Source organism: Microbulbifer aestuariivivens (genome assembly GCF_039545115.1).
Lineage (GTDB): Bacteria > Pseudomonadota > Gammaproteobacteria > Pseudomonadales > Cellvibrionaceae > Microbulbifer > Microbulbifer aestuariivivens.
Window position 1 is genome coordinate 1 of the sequence record NZ_BAABRT010000046.1, and the last position, 2,442, is coordinate 2,442.

Consider the following 2,442-nt stretch of genomic DNA (forward strand, 5'->3'; position numbering starts at 1 on the left):
GCATGACGTGAACACGCAGCATGACAGGCAGTGGGTAGGGTTTGCGTCCAGCCTTACCCTTTGAGTACTTCTTGGCCAGTTGGCGCTCCAGCTTTTCCCAGGGGATCAGCCTGTCCATCCTTTCCAGGAATTTTTCCCGCCGGGTTTTTCGTTTCTTGCCTGCATATTCAGCTTCAGCGAAGGTCAGCTGGGTCATTTTCTGGGTTCCCGGTTGGAAAACTGTATTTTGCCAGAAATGGGCTATTTTTCAGAGTTGCCCGAGTATAAAATCAATTGTTAACAACACGGTGAGTGCAAAAGCGGGTTAGATCCCTGCGTCACCTTGTGCACTTTTTGCACGGTCGCTGAAATCCCATTTCCGTGCAACAAGCACAAAAACTAAGCCGCGTCTTGCCGCGTTAGGCTTCCGAGTTACCCACGAACAGTAGACAACAAAGGACGTAATTTATGTTTAAAAAAATCGTACTCGCTTCAATATTCTTGTCAGGACCTGCAATGGCAGACTCGGTTAGTTTTGATACTGTTAAAGGCGAATTCAAGATAACTAGCGAAATGTATAGCCAGACGTATAACATTGGAAATGAAAAAATAGGGAGAACAGAATACTTAACGGTTAATGCCAAACGTCTTAAATCAGATGCAGGCAGAACGCTTGTCGCGATTACAGGATCTGTTGGCGGAAGCGGTTGTTCTGAGGTTGTTTCCATCGCAACGATTGTAGAGGAGGGAGTTTATTTTAGTCCTGCATTAAATGCCTGTGGCGGTGTAAATGAAATTTATATAGATAATGGTGTCGTAATAATCCAGGCTTTAGAGCGAGACGAAATAACACCGATAACATACAAAGTCAAAGGCGATTGGGCTTCAGAAAATAATGGACCGCTAACTAGTGGTTATAAGTTCATCGAGTAGAAATCAAGCCTACAAATAAAAGCAGTGGACGTGCAAGCGCCACTGCTTAAAGCGTTAGGCAGTTAAGGAAAATCATGCGTAACTTCCTACAGGGTGTTTTTATAATTTTTGTCACCGGAATTTTGTTCGGCTGTGGCAAAAACCCTATATTGGGCAAGTGGGAGATCGTAACAGCGGGAGAACCATTAAATCCGTTGACCTGCCGCACTATTAACTTTCTGAAAGACAGAGAAATTTGTGATAGTTTTACCATCGAAATAGAGTACGAAGTTCTTGATCAGATGGTGATAGTAAGCGCAAAAGAGCAGTCGCTGCTGCTTTCAGGTGGAATTGCTATCTCTATTATAAACAATAATCTCATTTATTATAGAGATCCTACTTCTGGAAAAAAAATCTATTATCAGCGCAATGAATCAGCAGAGGTCACGCCGGAAGCCATAGAGTACTCCATGAAATATTCAGTTTCAGAGCTTGAAAAATCTTGTAAAGCTGCTCCGGTAAAGGTGGAGCATGAGAGCAAGTATTGGTCTGAAATAGCCCCAAAGAAAATTAAAGCGGATATTTGCAGGGCACTGCAAATTAAGTTGGCGTCCAGTGGCTAACGAGGCGTTGCAGCGCGATGTCCAAAGTTGTGAGTCTTCTGTGGTCGCTGCGCTTATGCCAAAGGTCAACCTGCACTGACCGCTGCTGAACGCGGAGTTAGGTGTCTTGAATCCGGTCGAAATCACAAACTGGAGTTCGCATCATGACTGAAGTTGAACCAAGAAAAAAATTTCGGTTACCGCATGCTGGGCAAACGATGACGCTGAAAGCACAATCTCTCTTAAAGCTGACGAATGGAAATCAATTCTAGCCGGGGGCGAGCATGTCGAAGTCTCGGAATCTTGGTATGAAGGTGAAAGTGAAGTGGTGACATGGGTATTTAGCAAAGGTCTCGTGACAATCAATGGCGAAGATGGTCGCCAGTGCGTAGTCAATTCACCGATCAACGAGCTTTATGCACAGAAATAATTTATCGCTTAAGGGTACTGCTATCTCGTACAGCGTATAACAAGTGGGTGCTGTCGGTCGCAAAAATGTCGTGCCGTTAATGCGAGACGTTAGGTATCCGAGTTGCCCACAAAAAGTAGACACCCTGAATATAATGAATATATATGAAACTGTTTGAACTACTTTCACTGAAATTTCCTGAGTTAGGCCACGAAAACTGCAAAATCCATTTGGCGGTGTGGAATGGTGAACATAACCCGATAGATGTTTTTTTGGCTGGTAACTTTGAGGAGTGGCAACGCTGGCAATCAAAACGGAACTTTGAAAGGAAGTACATTATTTCTTTAATCCAACTACCAGGCATCGACCGCTGGTTGTTTGCTGGCTGTTATCGCTCTTTAGGTTGCAGGTACCTAGGGCAACTCTGAAAAATAGCCCATTTCTGGCAAAATACAGTTTTCCAACCGGGAACCTAGAAAATGACCCAGCTGACCTTCGCTGAAGCTGAATATGCAGGCAAGAAACGAAAAACCCGGCGGG

Annotated in this window: 4 protein-coding genes; 3 read left to right on the forward strand and 1 reads right to left on the reverse strand. The window is 44.2% G+C overall.

Going from position 1 to position 2,442, the window contains the following annotated elements:
• Nucleotides 1-196, reverse strand: a 196-nt coding sequence (locus ABEA58_RS14175) for a transposase (RefSeq protein WP_486348257.1), incomplete at its 3' end; no start/stop codon positions are given.
• Nucleotides 197-447: 251 nt separating this feature from the next.
• Between ABEA58_RS14175 and ABEA58_RS14180 the strand changes: the two genes are divergently transcribed.
• The 3 genes from ABEA58_RS14180 to ABEA58_RS14190 all read left to right on the forward strand — a co-directional run bounded on the left by ABEA58_RS14180 (nucleotide 448) and on the right by ABEA58_RS14190 (nucleotide 2,330).
• On the forward strand, nucleotides 448-912 hold the full coding sequence (locus ABEA58_RS14180) for a hypothetical protein (protein WP_345552545.1): 465 nt from the start codon (nucleotides 448-450) through the stop codon (nucleotides 910-912).
• 74 nt (nucleotides 913-986) lie between these two features.
• Entirely contained in the window at nucleotides 987-1,514 is a 528-nt protein-coding gene (locus ABEA58_RS14185; protein WP_345552547.1) for a hypothetical protein, read from the forward strand.
• A gap of 552 nt (nucleotides 1,515-2,066) precedes the next feature.
• The gene (locus tag ABEA58_RS14190) at nucleotides 2,067-2,330 is read left to right on the forward strand and encodes a hypothetical protein (protein WP_345552549.1); all 264 of its coding nucleotides are present in this window, start codon (nucleotides 2,067-2,069) and stop codon (nucleotides 2,328-2,330) included.
• The last annotated feature ends 112 nt before the right edge of the window (nucleotides 2,331-2,442 follow it).

Bases quoted from the DNA above. Each gene is read 5' to 3' on its own strand.
- ABEA58_RS14180 (WP_345552545.1), top strand. From the start codon at position 448: ATGTTTAAAAAAATCGTACTCGCTTCAATATTCTTGTCAGGACCTGCA.
- ABEA58_RS14185 (WP_345552547.1), top strand. From the start codon at position 987: ATGCGTAACTTCCTACAGGGTGTTTTTATAATTTTTGTCACCGGAATT.
- ABEA58_RS14190 (WP_345552549.1), top strand. From the start codon at position 2,067: ATGAAACTGTTTGAACTACTTTCACTGAAATTTCCTGAGTTAGGCCAC.